The organism is Roseimicrobium sp. ORNL1, assembly GCF_011044495.1.
In the GTDB taxonomy this organism is placed as follows: domain Bacteria; phylum Verrucomicrobiota; class Verrucomicrobiia; order Verrucomicrobiales; family Verrucomicrobiaceae; genus Roseimicrobium.
The window spans coordinates 4,297,929-4,316,134 of the sequence record NZ_CP049143.1 but is presented as its reverse complement, the minus strand read 5'-3'; the positions used below and the strand labels follow the sequence as shown (position 1 = coordinate 4,316,134).

The 18,206-nt window shown below is 59.2% G+C and carries 11 protein-coding genes and 1 tRNA gene; 7 read left to right on the top strand and 5 right to left on the bottom strand.

Annotated features, from left to right (window positions below; all coding sequences use genetic code 11):
• Positions 1-10 precede the first annotated feature (10 nt).
• Positions 11-3,172 carry a DUF1553 domain-containing protein gene (locus tag G5S37_RS17510; RefSeq protein ID WP_165205750.1) on the bottom strand — a complete coding sequence of 1,054 codons (3,162 nt, stop codon included), beginning with the start codon at positions 3,170-3,172 and terminating at the stop codon, positions 11-13.
• Positions 3,173-3,705: 533 nt separating this feature from the next.
• Here G5S37_RS17510 and G5S37_RS17505 point away from each other — a divergent pair.
• The 5 genes from G5S37_RS17505 (at position 3,706) to G5S37_RS17485 (ending at position 10,419) form a co-directional block, all read left to right on the top strand.
• Positions 3,706-3,781, top strand: a tRNA-Ala gene (locus G5S37_RS17505).
• A gap of 269 nt (positions 3,782-4,050) precedes the next feature.
• Positions 4,051-7,470 (top strand): response regulator, encoded by a 3,420-nt coding sequence (locus G5S37_RS17500; RefSeq protein WP_165205749.1) that lies wholly within the window; start codon positions 4,051-4,053, stop codon positions 7,468-7,470.
• Complete coding sequence (locus tag G5S37_RS17495; protein ID WP_165205748.1) at positions 7,467-8,294, top strand: CheR family methyltransferase; 828 nt, start codon at positions 7,467-7,469, stop codon at positions 8,292-8,294. Before G5S37_RS17500 ends, G5S37_RS17495 begins: the two co-directional genes overlap by 4 nt.
• The gene (locus G5S37_RS17490) at positions 8,291-8,887 is read left to right on the top strand and encodes a chemotaxis protein CheB (RefSeq protein ID WP_165205747.1); all 597 of its coding nucleotides are present in this window, start codon (positions 8,291-8,293) and stop codon (positions 8,885-8,887) included. The genes G5S37_RS17495 and G5S37_RS17490 overlap by 4 nt, the downstream gene beginning before the upstream one ends.
• Positions 8,884-10,419, top strand: coding sequence for a response regulator (locus G5S37_RS17485; protein ID WP_165205746.1), 1,536 nt, complete (start codon positions 8,884-8,886; stop codon positions 10,417-10,419). The genes G5S37_RS17490 and G5S37_RS17485 overlap by 4 nt, the downstream gene beginning before the upstream one ends.
• 121 nt (positions 10,420-10,540) lie before the next feature.
• Here G5S37_RS17485 and G5S37_RS17480 read toward each other — a convergent pair whose 3' ends face one another.
• The 4 genes from G5S37_RS17480 to G5S37_RS17465 form a co-directional block, all read right to left on the bottom strand.
• Positions 10,541-13,129 carry a right-handed parallel beta-helix repeat-containing protein gene (locus G5S37_RS17480; RefSeq protein WP_165205745.1) on the bottom strand — a complete coding sequence of 863 codons (2,589 nt, stop codon included), beginning with the start codon at positions 13,127-13,129 and terminating at the stop codon, positions 10,541-10,543.
• 304 nt (positions 13,130-13,433) lie between these two features.
• Entirely contained in the window at positions 13,434-14,399 is a 966-nt protein-coding gene (locus G5S37_RS17475) for an ABC transporter permease (RefSeq protein WP_165205744.1), read from the bottom strand.
• Between the two features lie 38 nt (positions 14,400-14,437).
• Positions 14,438-15,400: a sugar ABC transporter substrate-binding protein gene (locus G5S37_RS17470; protein WP_165205743.1), complete on the bottom strand. Its 963-nt coding sequence runs from the start codon at positions 15,398-15,400 to the stop codon at positions 14,438-14,440.
• A 221-nt stretch (positions 15,401-15,621) separates the two neighbouring features.
• Positions 15,622-16,638: a glutamine synthetase beta-grasp domain-containing protein gene (locus G5S37_RS17465; protein ID WP_165205742.1), complete on the bottom strand. Its 1,017-nt coding sequence runs from the start codon at positions 16,636-16,638 to the stop codon at positions 15,622-15,624.
• Between the two features lie 263 nt (positions 16,639-16,901).
• On the opposite strand from G5S37_RS17465, the gene G5S37_RS17460 reads away from it, so the two are divergent.
• A complete protein-coding gene (locus G5S37_RS17460) occupies positions 16,902-17,321 on the top strand; it encodes a serine/threonine protein phosphatase (protein WP_165205741.1) in 420 nt (139 codons plus the stop codon).
• On the top strand, positions 17,318-18,196 hold the full coding sequence (locus G5S37_RS17455) for a protein phosphatase 2C domain-containing protein (RefSeq protein WP_165205740.1): 879 nt from the start codon (positions 17,318-17,320) through the stop codon (positions 18,194-18,196). Before G5S37_RS17460 ends, G5S37_RS17455 begins: the two co-directional genes overlap by 4 nt.
• Positions 18,197-18,206: the final 10 nt, after the last annotated feature.

The following is an 18,206-nucleotide window of genomic DNA, read 5'->3' as shown; positions in this document are numbered from 1 at the left end:
ATTCCGGGTGTCAGTAGCAAACCAAAAAGGCCTCCGCGTTGAAGAGTGCCCGCACCATCATCAGCGTGGCGGCCACTTCCGAATTCGACAAACCTGCCACCCGTGCAGATTCCCCCGTACTGGCCAGCAGCGTCTCGGCGTCGGCATTGTTGGCTGCGAATTCCTCCCGGCCGGCCTTGATGAGTGCGCTCATGGCGCTGGTCTGGCCGGCGGTGGGGTGCTTTCCTGTCAGCAAGCGGAAGGCCATGATGACACGTTGGGGGTCGTCCTTGCTGGACGGGTACTGCTGAACCAGGTGCTCTGCCATCACTCGTGCTGCCTCGAGGTAGCCAGTATCATTCCAGATCGTCAGCACTTGCAGAGGCGTCGTGGTGGGGACGCGATTTACCAGACAAAACTCACGACTGGGCGCATCGAACACAGTCATCGCCGGGGGAGGGCAGGTGCGGCGCCAGAAGGTGTACAAACTCCTGCGATACAAGTCGGCCCCCTTGTCCTGCACATACTCGTGCTGCGTGGCGCTGTCCTCCCAGAGTCTGTCCGGCTGGTAGGGTTTGACGCTGGGGCCACCAACTTGGGGATTGAGGAGTCCGCTCGCCGCCAGCACGGTGTCCCTGAGCTGCTCGGCACTGAGCCGATTGCGCGGTCCCCGTGCCAGCAGATCATTGGCAGGGTCAGCCTCAAGTTGCCCCTTATCGGCGGGCAGGCTGCTTTGGCCATAGGTGGAGGAGAGCACAATCTCACGGCAGAGTGCTTTCATGTCCCAGTGCTGCTCCACGAGCCGCACGGCGAGGTAGTCCAGCAACTCGGGGAGGGCAGGGACCTGTCCTTGCACGCCGAAATCCTGGGGCGTCGCCACCAGTCCCCGACCGAAGAGCATGGTCCAGATACGATTCACCTGCACACGTGCTGTCAGTGGGTTCTTTTCGTCCAGCATCCACTGAGCCAATCCCAGGCGGTTCTTCGGCGCGCCTTCAGGCATTGGATTGAGCGTGGCCGGCGTTCCCGGCTCCACCGTTTCACGGGGTGTCCTGAAATCACCGCGGGTCAAGATCGGGGTGACTCTCGCGGTCCACGGTGAGTCCTCCATGACCATGACATCTCTCAGGCCGACATTGAAGAGCGTTTCGGTCTTTCTCGCCTCGTTCAGTGTCGCGTGGGCCTTCACGCCCTCGGCATCGACTTCCCGGACATACCAGTCGAACCATGGCTCATCGTTCTCGGGCACGGCATTGCCACTTAGCAAGGTGATTTCCACCGGGCTGAGTGTGCGATTGTAAGCCCGAAGTTCGTCCACGGCAGCGCCCATGAGAGCAGTGTCATTGCCACGAGCTCCCAAGGTCAGCCGGGGTGGCTCTTCACTTCCGTCTGCCACCTGGTTGTTGTTGAGATCACTCCACTCCGCGAGGTAGTCGATATCGCGGCGCAGGCTGTCGCGCACCACTTTCGTCGCGATCGGCTTGCCATTCACATACAACCGCAGCCCCTCCGCGCGGCTGGAGCCATCATAGGTGAGGGCCACATGGCGCCAGGTGGTGAAGTCGATCTCTTCAACGGCCTGGATGCGAATGGCATCACCTGGATAAAAATGGGCCAGTGTCGCGGTAAGCTTGCCGTCGGAGAACATTACGTCGTATCCCCGGTAGGCGGCATCCAGCCCCCCACGACTGCGATGCAACACGGGAGCCCACTGAGGGGTCTCTGGCACGGTGAGCCAAAAAGCAAAGCTGAAGGGCGTATACTTCCGATAGTGGCAGACATCTTCTGGAAAGGTGCACGTGCCACCGTACGGTTTTGGAAACTCGCAAGCCCGGCCAACCACGCCTTTCAGGGTGACACCAGTGGCCGGGGTGACGGTGCGCACTGCGGGTGCGAGCGAAATGTGGTAGTCGCGCTCCTTCTCATCCACGGCGTCAAAGCTGATCGACAACTCCGGCTCGGGCATGACCGAGGGAGTGCGCCCGGACTGACCCGTCGCGCTGATCACAGACCACATGCCACCGGCCCGCAGCGGTGGGGCTGAATGCCGGCACCACTCCACGAAACGGCTGCGCGCTTCCTCGCGTACCTTTTGAAGGTTGGATTCCGCAGTCGTGATCGCCTGCATTAACCTCGTCTGCTCTGCCTCCTGCCCCGGCTTGTAGGCATAGGTGCAGGGCGTTGGCGTCCCGTTGCAATGGCGTGCGAACAAACCAAACTCGTCCCCTTTGTCAAAGTACGCCGCCATCTGGTAGTAGTCCTTGATGGAAAAGGGGTCATACTTGTGATCGTGGCATTGCGCACACTCAAGGGTGAGCCCAAGGATGGCGGTGGAAGTCGTCTGGACGCGATCGAAGATTTGCATCCACCGGTTCTCCTCGGGGTTGCTGCCTGCCTCATTGGTCATCATCGCCAGACGATGAAAGCCGGTGGCAATCCGCTGCTCGTTGGTGGCCTGGGGCAATAAATCACCGGCCATCTGCCAGAGTAGGAATTGGTCATAGGGCATGTTGTCGTTGAACGCCCTGATGACCCAGTCACGCCATGGCCACATGTAGTTTTCCATGTCCTCGTGGCGGCCAAAGGTGTCCGCATAGCGTGCGGCATCCAGCCACACCGCAGCCATCCGTTCACCATACGCGGGTCGGGACAACAGGCGATCCACGACAGCTTCTCTGGCACCGGGGCCTTCGTCAGCCAGGAACGCATCCATCTCCTGCAGTGTTGGCACCATCCCGGTCAGGCCCAGGGTGACTCGCCGGAGCCACTCATGCTTCTCCGCCGCAGGGGCTGCCGGCCAGCTCTTGGCCTTTAAGTTGGCCTGAACAATTTCGTCGATGCTCTTTGCTGTAGGTTTGGCCGGAGGGACGAAAGCCCAGTGCGCTTCATACTCGGCGCCCTCTGCGATCCAACGCCTGAGCACCTCCTTCTGTGCGGACGTCAGGCTCTGGTGCTTCTCAGGCGGCGGCATCGCATCATCAGGATCGGCGCTCAGCACGCGCTGCATCAGGTCGCTTTCCGCCGGGTTGCCTGGCTTGATGGCCTTGGCCGTGGCATCCGCGAACGTATCCAGCCGCAAGTCTCCCTTTCGATTTTTGGGATCGCTCCCGTGACAGGAAAAGCACTTCGATGCCAGGATGGGGCGCACCTCAAAATTGTACGAAACCTTCCCTGCCGCCGCCCACGATGACATGGTTAGGAAGGGCGAAAGCGCCAGGGAAAGGATACAGGTAGATATGAGGCTGTGAAATCGAACCCTCATAGTGAGGTCTGGCGGACGCACGACATAGATTCCCCCCTCCCTGTTTTCAACTTATAATCTCAGAGAACCGCCGGGTTCCTACGGACTTACGGCGCCGTGATTGGGTCCCGGCCTTTCTCTCTCATGGACCTGGCAGCTCACTGCGAGGAATTGTTTGCGGAGCAGGGCCGCTTGCATCGCCAAAGGGTCCGAGAGACTCTCACTCCGGACACTGGTCTTGCCCGTCGAAGGGAAGCGTGGAAGGCCGATGGCAATGCCTCGGTCGCAGAGCACTGGAATGCTGATGCCACGGGGGAGGGGGCGCACGCGAGGGCCCGTGCCGTTACCTTTCAGGAGGTGGGGGACAGAGTGGCCGGGAGGATGAAACCGGTTCAGGCTGCGAATTTCGTTGGAAAATCGGATGACAAGCCGTCCCCCGACGATATTCTTGCCTTCCACCCGCCTCCTACGGAGGTGATTCCTAGGGGGCATTAGCTCAGTTGGTAGAGCGTCTCGTTCGCAATGAGAAGGTCAGCGGTTCGAATCCGCTATGCTCCACCAGATTTCCCGGTGCACGACTGCCATGGTAGGCGATGCAGAAAAGGAGAGGCTCGAAAATTCCCATTCCGTCTTGGGAGGCGCTGGAGTAACACAATTCGAGGCAACGTTTGCACTCTGGTAAGATTTTTTCGTGGTTGTCGCTGAAAATCAGGACGCCAACGCGCCCAGATCCGATTGCATGAAGTAACTCGAAACATCAGCATCGGAATTGGGCGTTGCAGTGCTCCCTGGACCTTTGAAATTGCACGTCCCAGTTCTCAGAACGACAAATGACCAGCCAGACCACACCAACTCACCAGAGACCCTCCCAAAGTTTCCCCACGGCACTCGGCCTTGTTGCCGGGCTGTTGTTCTTTCTGGCGGCCGGATTTGTCTCCTACCGAAACGCCACCTTCCTCCGCAATGATGCCAAGCAGGTGGCGCACACCCATGAGGTGATCGTGTCACTGCACACCATCCTGACGCTGATGAAGGATGCGGAGACAGGACAGCGCGGGTTCGTGATCACGGGAACAGACAGGTATCTCGATCCTTACAATGTGGCGCGCTCAGAGATCGAGGGTGCCAAGGCTCGCACCCGGGAGCTCACGCGGGACAATCCCACCCAGCAAGCCTACCTGGATCAGTTGAACACACACCTGGATGCCAAGTTTGAGGAACTGGCTGAGACAATCGCCCTGCGGCGGTCCCAAGGGTTCGAAGCTGCGGCTGCCGTGGTACTCACGGATCAGGGGAAGACGGAGATGCAGGCCATCCGCAACAACATTGCGAGCATGATCGAGGAGGAGCAGCGGCTCAGGAAGGAGCGAGTGGCTTCCATGGACGGCGCTTACAATGTGGCGGTGGTGAGCGGCATCCTCACGGCCATCATTGGTGTGGTGCTCTCGACCGTGGTGGCTTATCTCATCCAGCGTGCCAATGCCAATCAAGCCCGCCAGGAGTGGCTGCAGACAGGGAAACTCGGCCTTTCCTCGGCCATGTTCGGCGAGCAGAACTTGGAGCAACTTGGGCAGAGCATCCTCGCCTTTCTCACGAAGTATGTGGATGCCCATGCCGGTGTGATGTTCACCCGGAAGGAAGGGCACTTCGATCGGGTGGCGACTACGGGAGTACCACTGGACAGTCCGATCCCGGAGAAGTTTGTCTCTGGTGATGGTTTGTTGGGGCAGGCGGCGGCGCAGGGGAAGGGGATCCGCATGGATGACGTTCCTGCTGGGTACCTCACGGTGGGATCCGGCCTGGGGCAGAGTCTTCCGCGCCAGCTCATGATCCTTCCCGCCACTTCGGATGATGGTGTGAATGCTGTTCTCGAGTTCGGCTTCGTGCATCCGCTGACTTCTCTTGCGCAGAATTTTCTGGAACAGAGTGCGGAGCAAATCGGCGTGGCTGTGAAGTCCGCCATCTACCGCGACAATCTCCAGACGCTTCTGGAGGAAACGCAGCGGCAGGCGGAGGAACTGCAGGCCCAGGGCGAGGAACTACGTGTGTCCAATGAAGAGCTGGAGGAGCAGGGGCGCGCGCTGCAGGAGTCCCAGTCCCGCATGGAACTCCAGCAGGTGGAGATGGAACAGACTAACGCGCAGCTCGAGGAGCAGACGCAAATCCTGGAACATCAAAAGGACGAGTTGATTCAAGCGAAGCAGTTGCTGGAGAACCAGGCCCGCGCTGTCGAGCAGGCCAGCCGCTACAAGTCAGACTTCCTGGCGAACATGTCGCACGAACTGCGCACGCCGCTGAACTCCTCCCTCATCCTGGCGAAACTGCTGGCGGAGAATCGCGGCGGCAACCTCAATGAGGAACAGGTGAAGTATGCACTCACCATCCAGTCTGCAGGCAATGACCTTCTCGCCTTGATCAATGATGTGCTGGATCTTTCGAAGATCGAAGCAGGACATATGGAGATCAAATCTGCCCCGGTACGTCTGGAGGACATGGTGGCAGATCTGCGCCGGACTTTTGAGCCGGTGGCAGGACAAAAGCGACTGGAACTGATCACGAAAATCGAACCGGATGCTCCCCCAGTGATGGAAACGGATGCGCAGCGCCTCGTCCAGGTGTTGAAGAATCTCCTGTCCAACGCTCTCAAGTTTACCGAGAAGGGCAGCGTGACCCTCCGCATCAGCCGGGCCACTGGTGGGAGGGTGGCATTCGCTGTGCAGGATACGGGTATAGGGATTGCCGCCGAGCACCAGCGCATCGTCTTTGAGCCCTTCCATCAAGCTGACGGCACCACAAGTCGCAAGTATGGCGGCACGGGCCTGGGCCTTTCCATTTCACGCGAGTTGGCGCGGCTTCTGGGTGGAGAGATGCAGCTCGCCAGCGAGCCCGGTCGTGGCAGCACCTTCACGGTGCTGGTGCCCGCCGTGCATGCGGGACCCGCCATCCTCACTGCGCCATTGGCTGAAGAGGTGCCGGTGATCGCAAGGACCTCCCAGCGGGAAAAATCCAAGACCGCACTCCATGCAGTGACTGACCCGCGCGCACAGGATGACCGCGAGAAGCTCACCGCAAGTGGACGAATCATTCTCACTGTCGAGGATGATCTGTCTTTTGCCCAAATCATTTCTGATCTCGCGCATGAGATGAACTTCCAGTGTCTCATCGCTACGACGGCGGAAGAGGCGCTTCACCTTGCCCGGCAGTATCTGCCCAGTGCGGTGGTTCTTGACATCGGACTTCCGGATAATACCGGACTCTTCGTCCTCGAGCGGCTCAAAGGCGATGCTCGCACACGGCATATCCCGGTGCATGTGGTCTCCGGCTCTGACTATGCGCAGACGGCGATGGCACTCGGCGCCGTGGGCTACATGCTCAAGCCTGTGAAGCGGGAGCAATTGGTCGATGCCTTCCAGAAGCTCGAAACACGTCTCACACAGAAGATGCGTCGCGTGCTCGTGGTGGAGGATGATGCCGTGCAGGCGGATGCACTGCAGAAGCTTCTCGGCTCGCGTGATGTTGAAACGGTGTGTGCCTCGACGGCGGCCCAGTGCCTGGAGTTGCTGAAGTCCACCACCTTTGACTGCATGGTGCTCGACCTCAGCCTGCCGGACGCTTCCGGCTTCACCCTTCTGGAGACGCTCAGCTCGGAGGACGCCTATGCCTTTCCGCCCGTGATTGTGTACACCGGCCGTGAACTCAGCGCGGATGAGGAGCAGCAATTGCGCCGCTATTCGAAATCCATCATCATCAAGGGGGCCAAGTCGCCGGAGCGATTGCTTGATGAGGTGACTCTTTTCCTGCATCAAGTGGTGGCCAATCTCCCGCCGGAGTCGCAACGCATTCTGGAGAATGCACCGAACCGCGATGCCGCGCTGGAAGGGAGGCGCATTCTGATCGCGGAGGATGATGTGCGAAACGTCTTTGCCCTGACCAGCCTCCTGGAAGGACGCGGGGTGAAGCTGCAAATCACCCGCAATGGCCGTGAAGCCATCGCCGCTTTGGAAAAGAATGACCCGCCCGTGGATCTGGTGCTCATGGACATCATGATGCCGGAGATGGATGGCCTCACCGCCATGCGGGAGATACGGAAGCGGCCCGAGTGGAGGAAGCTTCCCATCATCGCCCTGACCGCCAAGGCGATGAAGGATGACCAGGAGAAGTGCATCGCCGCAGGGGCCAATGACTATCTCGCCAAGCCACTCGACGTGGACAAGCTCCTGTCTCTCATCCGCGTCTGGATGCCCCGATGAAAACAGCCAGCGCCGAACTAGAAGCGCTTGAGCTGCGACTGCTGCTCGAAGCGATCCATGAGAAATCCCGGTATGACTTCCGGGGCTACTCGCTCGCGTCCATCAAGCGGCGGCTTACGCAGGCGAAGGTCCAGTTCCAGTGCTCAAGCTTTTCCGAGCTGCAGCACCGGGTGCTGCATGACCCGACATTCGTGCCCCTGCTCCTGCCGTACCTCACGGTGCAGGTGAGTGAGCTCTTCCGGGACCCTGCCTATTTCCGTGCCCTGCGTGAGCAGGTGCTGCCGCATCTGCGTACGTATCCTTCGCTGAAGGTGTGGGTGGCCGGGTGCAGTGCAGGGGAGGAGCTGTACTCGCTGGCCATACTCTTCCGCGAAGAGGGGCTGGAGCATCGCACCATCTTCTATGCCACGGACATCAACACCGAGGCCCTGAAAAAGGCGGAGGCCGGTGTATATGAAATCGAGCGGCTGGCCACCTTTAGTGACAACTATCGGAAGGCTGGCGGAAAAGGCTCGCTCGCAGACTACTTCACCTCAGCATATGGACGAGCGAAGTTTGACCAGACACTGCGCCAGCGTGCCGTGTTCTCCGATCATAGTCTGGTATCGGATTCCGTCTTTGCGGAGATGCATCTCGTTTCCTGCCGGAATGTGCTCATCTACTTCAATCGTGAACTGCAGGACCGTGCCGTGAGATTATTCAAGGACTCGCTCGTGCGCCGGGGATTTTTGGGCATCGGGGCCAAGGAGAGCCTGCGATTCTCCTCGGAGGCGGATGCCTTCACCGAGTTCTGCCGACAGGAGCGGATCTATCAACGAGTATGAACGCGCCGGATCCACAACCACCCACTGCTGCTGTTGTGATTGGGGCTTCCGTGGGCGCCATCGAGGCGCTCCTGTCGATTCTGCCGATGCTGCCAGCGCACTATCCGTTTCCGGTGCTGGTCGTGGTGCACGTGCCTCCAGATCGCAAGAGTGCCCTTGCTGAACTGTTCGCGCCGCGTTGCAAGATTGCTGTCAAGGAAGCGGATGATAAGGAGGTTCTCTGCGCAGGAACGCTCTATTTCGCGCCGGCGGACTATCACCTTCTGGTGGAGCCAGATTTTACAATATCCCTCTCCAACGATGAGCCGGTCCATTTTTCCCGGCCTGCAATTGATGTGTTGTTTCAATCCGCCGCGGATGCCTTTGGCAGTGATCTCACGGGAGTGATCCTGACGGGTGCCAGCAGCGATGGAGCTCTCGGATTGCAGGCCATTTGCGCCAACGGCGGCTGTGCTCTCATTCAGGATCCCAATACCGCGGAGGGTGAGACCATGCCTCGTGCCGCGATCGCCTCCTGTCCAAATGCCCGGGTGCTCAGGTTGGAGGAGGTTGCCAGCTTTCTGAACTCGGAATCCATGCTGATGCCTAGATGACGCCGACCGAGCCCATCAAATTCCTGCTCGTGGATGATCTGGAGGCGAACCTTCAGGCTCTCGTGGCATTGCTGAGACGGGATGGACTTGAATTGCTCACCGCGCGCTCTGGATCGGAGGCCCTGGAGTTGTTGCTCGCGCATGACATCTCGCTCGCGTTCCTTGATGTGCAGATGCCGGTCATGGATGGCTTCGAACTGGCGGAGGTGATGCGCAGCACGGAGCGCACCCGGCAGATTCCCATCATCTTCCTCACGGCCGGAATCGTCGATTCGCAGCGCCGTATCCGCGGGTACGAAACGGGAGCGGTGGACTTTCTTGCGAAGCCGATTGAAGCACACGTTTTGCTCAACAAGGCCGCGACGTTCTTTGACCTTGCCTGTCAGCGGAGAGAACTCGCGCTGACAAACGCGAAGCTCGAGCAGGCGGACCGCCTCAAGGATGAGTTTCTCGCCATGCTGGCGCACGAGTTGCGCAATCCGCTGGCCCCGCTGCGCAATGCTGCTGAGATCCTGCAGTCGGATTACGCAGAGACGGAGGAGCGTGGCCAGGCGTTGAACATTCTCTCACGGCAGATCGAGAACATGACGCGGATGATCGATGACCTGCTGGATGTGTCGCGCATCACCGAGGGGAAAATTGAGTTGCGCAAGGAGTCGGTGAATCTCGCCTCGGTCGTCCAGGCCGCCAGTAGCTTGATACGCTCCGAGTGTGCTTCACGCGGGCAGGAGCTGGCCATCAAGCTGCCGGAGTCTCCCGTTTATCTCCACGCTGACTCGACGCGGCTTGAACAGGTGTTTGGCAATCTTTTGATGAATGCCAGCAAGTACGGCGGTGAAGGTTGCCACATCACCGTGAATGCAGAGCGTGCCGGTCCCGATGTCATCATCTCAGTGACTGATGACGGCACGGGCATTGAGCCCGAGCTTCTGCCGCGCATCTTCGATCTCTTTGTGCAGGCGAGCCGCACCTTGGACCGCAGGCATGGCGGGCTGGGAATCGGACTCACACTGGTACAACGCATCGTGCGCCTGCATGGCGGAACGATTGAAGCACGCAGCAAGGGACTGGGGCAGGGTTCCCAGTTCATCGTGCGTTTGCCTGCCATGACTGCTCCTCCGGCAGGTGCATCACCCGCTCGTGGCAAACCCGCCTTCCAGACGGCGACCGCACCACGCCGCCTCCTGATTGTGGATGACAATACGGACTCTGCCCGCAGTCTCGCGATTCTCCAAACTCGCCTGGGCCATGAGACGCGGACTGCTTACTCAGGCACCGAAGCCCTCGAAGTGGCAGCCGAGTTCAAGCCCGAGGTAGTGATGCTCGATATTGGCCTTCCCGGCATGGATGGATTTGAAGTGGCACGCAAGCTCCGCTCCATGCCTGACTTGTCCGGCGTCTTCCTCATCGCCATGACCGGCTACGGCAGCGTCGATAGCCGGGAGGAGGGGAGAAAGGCGGGGTTCGATGCCTTCCTGGTGAAGCCCATTGACCTCAGGGAACTGCAGGGGCTGCTGGGCTCGCTTCCTTGACTGAAGCGTGAACGCCTTACTTGCGAGGAGGCTGCCTGGCGCGAAAAGCGCAGGCACCAGAAAACCCGGCTGCACCATGGGCACAGCCGGGTTCGGGACTGAGGACTTCCGGTAGATCTCGTTAAGGAAGCGTCGCTGGCATCGTGATGAGCTGGCCGTTCAGGTAGAACTGGCCACCACCGTGCCCGGGGAGGGTGAAGCCGGTAGACTCCAGTGCGTTCCCAGTTTCGTTGCTGACCTCATTGCTAACGGCGGGATTAAGGGTGCCGTTTACATTGATGACAGCGGCTCCACTCCGAGTGACCAGGATGCCTGTTTGTGAGATGCCGCTGATGATGTTCCCTTGGAATCCGGTGACATTCGTGAGGGCGCTGCCGCTGGAGATCAGGGAGGAAACGCGAATGCCATTGTTGTCAAAGGTTCCATTCAAGAGGTTGTTGCTGATGGTTGACGTCACTTGACCTCCCCGGTTGTCGACGAAGATGCCGGAATTGAAGTCGCCGGTGAGTGAGTTTTCGGTGATGGTGGCATTGATGGCACTCCCGACGAGCAGGGTATTGACGTTAACCCCGTAGCGGAATGTGCCGCTGAATTCATTGTCAGTGACAGTTACATTGAGGGAGCCTGTGTCGAAATGGGCAGCCAGCAATACCCCATCGCCAAAGGTGCCGCTAAACACGTTGCCCTGCACCAGACCCGTGTTGGGGGTGCCTACGACTTCAGAGTTGTTGTAGCGGATGCCAGCACCGAGAAATGTTCCGGCGAAGGTGTTGCTGAGTACGTCCATGTTGAAGTGACTGTTGTCACCACTGCCATGGAAGAAACCATTCGAATAGGAGCCCCGCAGGGTGTTGCCTTCCAGCGTCGCGGCGATGTTGCTGGCAGTGACATTTGCCGAGCCATAAAACGCGCTGCTGAAGTTTCCATCAAACTCATTACCTGCCACTGAGATGACAACGGATGCGGTGTCGCGGCTTTCAACGGCCACACCATCAATGGTGATACCCGTAAACCGGTTGCCAGTGATGTCGATTTCGGAATGTGTATTGCCGTTGCTGGTGGAGTAAATGGCGCCGCCGCCCGCATATTTGCCGGTGTTCACATCAAACAGATTTTCCGTGATGACCAGATTCTGGATGTTCTGCACATTGATGGAGCCTCCGAGGACCGTGGTGCGAATGTCATAGCCGGTGAGTTGCACAGAGGGGATGTTGCTTGCAAGCAAGCGGCCATTCCAGATGGGGCGGGCTGTATCTCCTCCGAACGTCTTTCCACCCAGACCTTCGAGCGCATGGAAGGAGCTGACCAGTTTGGTGTTGGCAGTGAGGTTCACGACTTCATTGTAGGGAGTGCCGGTGTCACCTTGGGTGTAGACCGTCCAGGTCTTGTTGCCCTGGGTCGTCTTGGTTCCAGCGGCTGCCGTTCCTTCGGTGATGGTATTGAAAGGATGCTCCGCCGTTCCATTGGCGCCGCCGCCGAGGGTGGTGCCTGCTTGAATGCCATTACCCACGGCATCGCCGTTGTTCACGAAGACGATGTCGTCTGCCAGCACGAGTTGCCGCTCGCTCTGGGCAAGCACGCGCGTGGTGCGCTGCACACGGGTGCTGCTGCTGTGGGAGACCACTTCAGAGGATTCCTCCACGCTGCTTGCAATCTTCACGGCGGCGTTCTGGCGGCTCACCGGTTCAGCAAGGCGCTCCATCAGGTGGCGGCGACGCGGCTTGAAGGAATCGCCAATGCGGCTCCAGAAATTCTTGCCATCGCCGAGGTCGCTGGCTTCGAAGGGAACCTGCATCTGCAGACCGAGAGTCCAATCACCACCGGTGAGGCGCTCGTCTTCATACCAGGTGCCACTGAGAATCAGGGCAGGTACGGGGCGGATCTCGACGCCAGCCTTCCATCCCTGCACATTGCCAGTGCCACCTTCCTGTGGTCCGAAGGGCTGGTTGTCGAAGCTGTAGTAGCCGCCGATGAGCATGACATCCATGTAGCGGTCGAGCCCGGGAACCAGGACGGCGATTTCCGCATCCCAGCCCTCCATGCCTTCCTCATAGCGACGGAAGAGGCGCTCGATGGTGGTGGTAGTGGTGGTGGTCCGGGTGACTTGAGTGATCGAGTTCGAGAACACCTCGTTTTGGGCAATGGAATTGCCGGTGGCGTATGGGTCCGAGTACGAATGGATCTGCTGGCCGCCACCAACGACACTGCTGCTCGTCTGGGTGCTGCGGAAGGTTTCCCGCGTGCGACGCTCTTCGGCGAGTTGCTTGTCAGAGAGGGGGATGTAGTAGTTCCCGCGGAGTTCCACGTAGCGTGTACCCACTTCCAGACCGACTCCAAGTTGCCAGAATTGATTGTCGGCCTCGGTATTCAGCATGTCGGCGAATACGTTTGCCCCGACGAAAGCGCCCTCCTCGAAGAAGCCCGCCTGGTGGCCATCGTGATGGGTGAGAGCGCTGAGAGGCTGGGTGCCAAACAGGTACCGGTAGCCGAGGCCCACGGAGGCGGCGACTTCGCCACCCTCGCCGTAGGAAATGTAGGGCTCCAGAAATAGAAGACCGCCGCTCAGCGTGGCGTCGCTGCCGAGGGTGCTCCAGAGGGGGGCGACAATGCTGAAGTTGCCCTCCGTATAGGAGTCATTCGTCTTCACGCCACCGGTGACCGTGCCGATGTACATGGGGTGAACCTCGGCGATCTCCGCCGTTTGCTTCACGGGGTTCTTATCAACTGGGCCGGCTTGGGCGGTGCCGTGAGATGCGATGCTGAATCCTAGGGCGAGTAAGCTAAATCGTGTGACTGCCAACACATTATTAACTATTTGCATGAGGGGAGCGTGAGGGAGGGGGCTGTTGATGTATAAGATTTTTCTTAAGGGAGGACCCTTGAATATCAGAAAGGAATATTCAGGCAACTTCTTATTTTGCCTCTTATTGCCGACGCGTGAACAGGCTAAATCTGTATGGGATTAAATACCTATTCAGGACATTGTCCCAACCGTGATGAAGGAGGCTTCACGCCTACCTTGCTTTCCGCGCGTCCCACCACACGGCGGCGAGGATGACGCCACCTTTGATCATGTACTGGAGCGAGAAGTGGACGCCGGCTTGGTTGAGGCCCTTGTCGAGAATGCCGATGATGATGGCACCCAAGAGAGTGCCGGTCATGGTACCTCGACCACCTTTCAGGCTTGCCCCTCCCACCACGGCGGCGGCGATGGCGTTGAGTTCGAATCCCTGGCCGGAGGCGGGTTCGGCGCCGTAGAGTTGGGAGGCATGGATCATGCCGGCAGTGGCAGTGAGCAGGGCTGCCAGGATGTACACGATTATCTCACACCGTGATACCGGGATGCCGGAGTAGAGGGCGGCGAGCCGGTTGTCCCCAATGGCGTAGAGGTGGCGGCCGAAGACGGTCAGGTGCAGCAGGGCCGCAGTGAGAAGATACACCGCCAGCAGAATGACCACTGGCATGGGAACGGCATCGAAGATGCGGCCATTACCGATGAAGAGATATGTCTCCTGGGAACCGGGAAGGCTGAGGGGACGACCTTCATTGAAACGCAGGGCCAGACCACGCGCGACCAGCATGGTGCCCAAGGTGACGATGAAGGCGGGCATCTGCGTCTTCGAAACTGCCACCCCATGGAATAGGCCGAAGAGTGCGGCCGTCGCGAACCCGGCGAGCATGGCAGGAAAGACGCTCCAACCAAGGCCAATGACAGAGCCATCGGGTGCAGTCGTATGCACCATGCAGAAGGTGGTCACCGTGCCTACCAGCGCGACCAGTGCGCCCACCGACAGATCGATTCCTCCGATGAGGATCACCAGCGTCATCCCAAACGCGAGGATGGTATTCACGCCAATCTGCTGGGCGAGATCCAGGAGATTGCTCGAGGTGAGAAAGTTCGGCACACGCCAGCCAAACAACGCGATGAGGTGCGCGGTGGTCACGAGCAGGGCGAATTGCTGGCGAAGGAAGGCGTTCATGTGAAAGTGGCGCCGGGACTGAACGAGCGGGAGGCCGCCTACTTCAGAAACTCATCGGCATTCTGCTTCGTCACGGACTTCACCGGAATGCGGATGTCCTTCTCAATGGTCTTGCCTGCGAGATGCTCGTACGCCTTCTCAGCGGCTACGCGCCCAATCTCCTTGGGGAACTGCGCGGAGGTGGAGTGTATCTTTCCCTCCTTGATGGCGGCGGCTGCTTCACGTGAACCATCCACGGTGACAATCGTGACTTGGCCCGCTTTACCCGCTGCTTCGATGGCGGAGAAGGCGCCGAGTGCGCAGGGATCATTGATGGGGAACACCGCATCGAGTTCCGGATAGCGGCCCAGCAGGTCGCGCATCACGGGGCGGCCTCCTTCAATGCTACCCTTGCCCTCCTGCGTATCCAGCAGGGTCATGCCGGGATGTTTGGCCATTACTTCCTTGAAGCCTGCCACGCGGTCAATGCAGGACTTGGCGGTGGAGAGGTGAAGGATGACCACCTTGGCATTTGGTTTCACCTTGGCGAGTTCCTCACAGGCGAGACGGCCTGCACCGATGTTGTCGCTGATCACCTGGCAGAGCACGAGTTCCGAATCACTCACATCTGTGTCCACCACGATGATGGGGACGCCTTTGCGCTTCGCTTCAATGAGACTGCCGCGGATGCCTTCCCAGTTCACAGGATTCAGGAAGATGGCTGCAGGATTTTGCTGCAGGACATCGGAGAGATCGTTCTTCTGCTTCAGGCTGTTGAATTGCGAGTCGAGCGTCACGAGCCGATCGCCATTGGATTCCACCACCTTCTTGAGTCCTTCGTTGAGATCGACGAAGAAGGGATTGTTCATCGTCATGAAGGAGGCAGCGAAGAGGCGGCCTTTGCCATTGCCGCTATCGTTTCCACTTCCAGTCTGAGTTCCGGGTTTGTCACTCGAAGGTGAACAGGCTGCAAGGAATGCACATGCAGCCAGGGGAAGCGTGAGGAGGTGGCGGCGTTTCATGGTGGAGAGGAAGCTGAAAGCGGACGCGTGCCCTTTGTATCGGAAAGCACGTGTTCCTGACCACCAAAAACGTGGCATCAGCGGTGAAACTCGCGGCTGTCGACCTTTTCCCAATGCTCCGAACAGACAAAAAAACGGCACTGCCAGTGAAGGCAGTGCCGCTCGAGTGGTTGGATGATGAGAACTTTAGCTCAGACCATCCGCCGCTGGTGCCGACTTACTTAGGCAGTCGGGACTTCGGCGATGGTCTTGAGAATGCGGGAAGCAATCTGGTAGGGGTCGCCCTGGCTGTTCGGACGGCGGTCTTCGAGGTAGCCCTTGTAGCCGCTGTTCACGAAGCTGTGGGGGATACGGATGGAGGATCCGCGGTCGGCGATGCCGTAGGTGAACTTGTCGATGGACTGCGTTTCATGCAGGCCGGTCAGACGCAGGTGGTTGTCCGGACCATAGACGGCGATATGCTCGTCCATGTTCTTCTGGAAGGAACCCATGAGCTTCTCGAAGTATTCCTTGCCACCCTTCGTCCGCATGAACTCGGTGGAGAAGTTGGCGTGCATGCCGGAGCCGTTCCAGTCGCCCTTGATGGGCTTGCAATGGAATTCAACGTCCACGCAATACTTCTCGCAAAGGCGCATCAGGAGGTAGCGGGCCGTCCATACGTCGTCAGCGGCCTTCTTGGAGCCCTTGCCGAAGATCTGGAATTCCCACTGGCCCTTGGCCACTTCGGCGTTGATGCCTTCGTGGTTGATGCCGGCGTCAAGGCAGAGGTCAAGGTGCTCTTCCACAATCTGGCGGGCGATGTCACCCACATACTTGTAGCCCACGCCCGTGTAGTACGGACCCTGGGGAGCAGGGAAACCTTCTTCCGGGAAACCGAGAGGGCGTCCGTCCTGATAGAGGAAGTACTCCTGCTCGAAGCCGAACCATGTGCCTTCGTCATCAAGGATGGTGGCGCGGTGGTTGGAGGGGTGGGGGGTCTTGCCATCGGGCATCATGACCTCGCACATCACGAGCACGCCGTTCTTACGGGTCGTGTCGGGATACACCGCCACGGGCTTGAGCACGCAGTCGGAGCTGCGGCCTTCGGCCTGCTGGGTGGAGCTGCCGTCGAAACCCCAGAGAGGCAGTTCTTCAAGTTTGGGAAAGCTGGCGAATTCCTTGATCTGGGTCTTGCCGCGCAGATTCGGCACAGGAGTGTAACCGTCGAGCCAGATATATTCCAATTTGTACTTGGCCATGGATGGGATGCTTTAGGGTGTTAAGGTTTGGTCTCGTTTGATTTGAAGCACGGGCAATTCACCAGTTTGGGAGCGTTTTCAAGCTGACCTTGTGAGTGGTTGCGTTGCGCACGGATAAAGCATTTAGCGTGCCATCTGCAATTTAAAAAATCATATCAGGGCCATCTTTTTCACTGCAACGCGGGATCATTCTGAACCGCGGTAAAAGGTGTACGCATTTTGCGTATTGCCATCATTCCGTGGGGGTGGGAGAGTGCGGACCGATGCAGGAGGTGAAAGACACGGTCAGGGCCATGGTGCGAATCGGGTACGACGGGCGCGTGCACAAAACGTTCCGTGGCCACAACGCCAAAGAGCGCTTCGAGAACGAAGTGCGGGTGTTGAAGTACCTGGAGGAGAAGGGCTGCGACTTTGTGCCCAAGGTATTGGAGGCCGATGCCGAAGCCCTGAAACTTGTCACCACCAATTGCGGGGCTCGTGTGGAGCACATGTCCGAGGAGAAAATGAAGCAGGTCTTCGGCAAGCTCGAGCACTACGGCGTGCGGCATGAGGATGCCTTTTTACGTAACATCACGTACAACGCGAGGGAGGGGCGCTTTTGCGTGATTGACTTCGAGTTCGCCACCCTCCTAGATGAGCAGCCGCCCTCGCAAGAGGCCACGCTTCCCGCTCCCGCAGCATGACCGAGACAGATCCTGATTCCTTACCTGCGTCCACTTCCCAACCCGAGCCCGGTCCCCAGCCCACGCACCTGCACTGGTCTGGGATGACACACAAAGGCCGCGTCCGGCCCAACAATGAGGATGCGTTCCTCGCGCTCACGTTTGATGCGCGGGAAGTGCGCTTTCTCGGGAAGATTGGCGATGGCTCTCTGGCGGAGTCGGACTACATCTTTGCCGTGAGCGATGGTATGGGCGGCGCGGCATCAGGTGAATTTGCGAGCCGCATCGCGGTGGACAAGATCACGCGCCTGCTTCCGCGCAGTTTCAAGTTCTCCGCCCAGCGCATGGTGCCTGGCTTCGAGGACATTCTCGATACGCTCTTCGACCGCATTCACGAGGAACTCACGCGCCTGGGCCGCGGGTATCCGGAATGCGCCGGCATGGGCGCGACGCTGAGCCTGGGGTGGTTCACGCCGGAGTGGATGTACTTCGCGCACCTCGGCGACAGCCGCATCTACTACCTTCCCAAGGAAGAAGGTGGCATGACGCAGATCACGCATGACCACTCGCATGTCGGCTGGCTGCGCCGCACGGGAAAGATCAATGAGCGCGAACAGCGCAGCCATCCGCGAAAGAACGTGCTGCAGCAGGCGCTCGGTGCCGGCCACCAGATTCTGAATCCCCACATCGGCGCCGTGAAGTGTGAGGTGGGGGACAAGTTTCTCTTCTGCACAGATGGTCTCACGGATGGCCTCTGGGACCGCGCCATCCGCGACCATCTCCTGACACCCTCGCTCGCCGATACCGCGAAACCTCCGGCTCAGCGGTTGGTGGAGGCGTCGCTTGCGGAGTCAGGAAGGGACAACATCACGGCGGTGGTGGTGGAGGTGAGGTAGACTGGTCTTG

What these genes read in the sequence shown, in the direction of transcription:
- G5S37_RS17510 (WP_165205750.1), bottom strand. Translation starts at nt 3,172, where the DNA reads ATGTCATCGTGGGCGGCGGCAGGGAAGGTTTCGTACAATTTTGAGGTG.
- G5S37_RS17500 (WP_165205749.1), top strand. Translation starts at nt 4,051, where the DNA reads ATGACCAGCCAGACCACACCAACTCACCAGAGACCCTCCCAAAGTTTC.
- G5S37_RS17495 (WP_165205748.1), top strand. Translation starts at nt 7,467, where the DNA reads ATGAAAACAGCCAGCGCCGAACTAGAAGCGCTTGAGCTGCGACTGCTG.
- G5S37_RS17490 (WP_165205747.1), top strand. Translation starts at nt 8,291, where the DNA reads ATGAACGCGCCGGATCCACAACCACCCACTGCTGCTGTTGTGATTGGG.
- G5S37_RS17485 (WP_165205746.1), top strand. Translation starts at nt 8,884, where the DNA reads ATGACGCCGACCGAGCCCATCAAATTCCTGCTCGTGGATGATCTGGAG.
- G5S37_RS17475 (WP_165205744.1), bottom strand. Translation starts at nt 14,399, where the DNA reads ATGAACGCCTTCCTTCGCCAGCAATTCGCCCTGCTCGTGACCACCGCG.
- G5S37_RS17470 (WP_165205743.1), bottom strand. Translation starts at nt 15,400, where the DNA reads ATGAAACGCCGCCACCTCCTCACGCTTCCCCTGGCTGCATGTGCATTC.
- G5S37_RS17465 (WP_165205742.1), bottom strand. Translation starts at nt 16,638, where the DNA reads ATGGCCAAGTACAAATTGGAATATATCTGGCTCGACGGTTACACTCCT.
- G5S37_RS17460 (WP_165205741.1), top strand. Translation starts at nt 16,902, where the DNA reads ATGCAGGAGGTGAAAGACACGGTCAGGGCCATGGTGCGAATCGGGTAC.
- G5S37_RS17455 (WP_165205740.1), top strand. Translation starts at nt 17,318, where the DNA reads ATGACCGAGACAGATCCTGATTCCTTACCTGCGTCCACTTCCCAACCC.